Origin of the sequence: Microbacterium sp. B24, assembly GCF_000333415.1 — a bacterium.
In the GTDB taxonomy this organism is placed as follows: Bacteria; Actinomycetota; Actinomycetes; order Actinomycetales; family Microbacteriaceae; genus Microbacterium.
The window spans coordinates 1-1,247 of the sequence record NZ_BADB01000339.1 but is presented as its reverse complement, the minus strand read 5'-3'; the positions used below and the strand labels follow the sequence as shown (position 1 = coordinate 1,247).

At 70.8% G+C, this 1,247-nt stretch carries 1 protein-coding gene; it reads left to right on the top strand.

From position 1 onward, the window contains the following. Positions 1-9: 9 nt before the first annotated feature. On the top strand, positions 10-951 hold the full coding sequence (locus I5I_RS08725) for a siderophore-interacting protein (protein WP_036318397.1): 942 nt from the start codon (positions 10-12) through the stop codon (positions 949-951). Positions 952-1,247 lie beyond the last annotated feature (296 nt).

The following is a 1,247-nucleotide window of genomic DNA, read 5'->3' as shown; positions in this document are numbered from 1 at the left end:
CCTTAGGGTGTGACCGAATTTGCGACCGCCGTCCGCCCGGCCTACCGCCCGTATGCCGTCNGTGTCCGCGCCGTCGAGCGGCTCTCTGCGCACTTCGTGCGGGTGTGGTTCACCGGTCCCGAGCTGGAGTGGTTCGGCACCGCGGGTCTCGATCAGCGGATCAAGATCGTCCTGCCCCTGGCCGATGTCGCGGGGGGATACTCCGACTTCGGTCAGGCGGAGCATGCCGGCGACTGGTACGACAGATGGCGGGCGCTGCCGTCTGCGCGCCGTAATCCGTTCCGCACGTACACGGTGCGTCGTGTGGATGCCGCCGCTCGCGAGCTCGCCGTCGATTTCGTCGTGCATCACGATGCCGGTCCGGCGGGATCCTGGGCCGAGCGCGCTGCCGTCGGCGACGAGCTCGTCATCATCGGTCCCGATGAGCGCAGTCCGCAGTCGCGCATCGGCCTGGATTGGCATCCCGGCACCGCCCGACGGCTGCTGCTGGCCGGAGACGAGACCGCCGCTCCCGCGATCTGCAGCATCCTGGAGTCACTCGATCCGCGGTGCGAGGTCGACGCGTTCGTCGAGGTGCCCGACGACGACGATGCGCTGCGACCGCAGCTGCCGGCGGCATCCGGCGCGCGGCTCAGCTGGATCGTGCGGGCAGACCGTCCGCACGGGGTCGCGCTCATCGAAGCGGTGACCGGGTGGACGCGGGATCACGCCGAGGTGATCGCGCGCGCCGCGGCGCCCCGACCTCAGGCCCTCGATGAGATCGACGTCGATCGTGAGCTGCTGTGGGACAGCCCCGAGGATGGCGACGGCGAGTTCTACGCGTGGATGGCGGGGGAGTCGGCGACGGTCAAGACGCTGCGGCGGCTGCTCGTGTCGGAGTGCGGGGTCGACCGCAAGCGCGTGGCCTTCATGGGCTACTGGCGTCTCGGGCAGTCCGAGCGCGTCGAATGAGCGCGCCGGTACGACCGCGACGAACACTGGTCGTCGCGGCGATCGGAGCCGCCCTCCTCGCGGTTTTCGTCGTGCTCTCGCTGGGTGTGGGCGCACGGCAGATCGCCCCGGCCGACGTGTGGCAGGCCCCTCGTGGCGTTCGACGGCTCCAATCCCCGACCACATCGTCGTCATGACGCAGCGCGTGCCGCGCACCGTCATCGGCGTCTGTGCCGGCGCCGCGCTCGCGCTGGCGGGGCACGGTCCTGCAGGGGCTCACACGCAACCCGTTTCGCGATCCCGGACTCCTCGGGCTG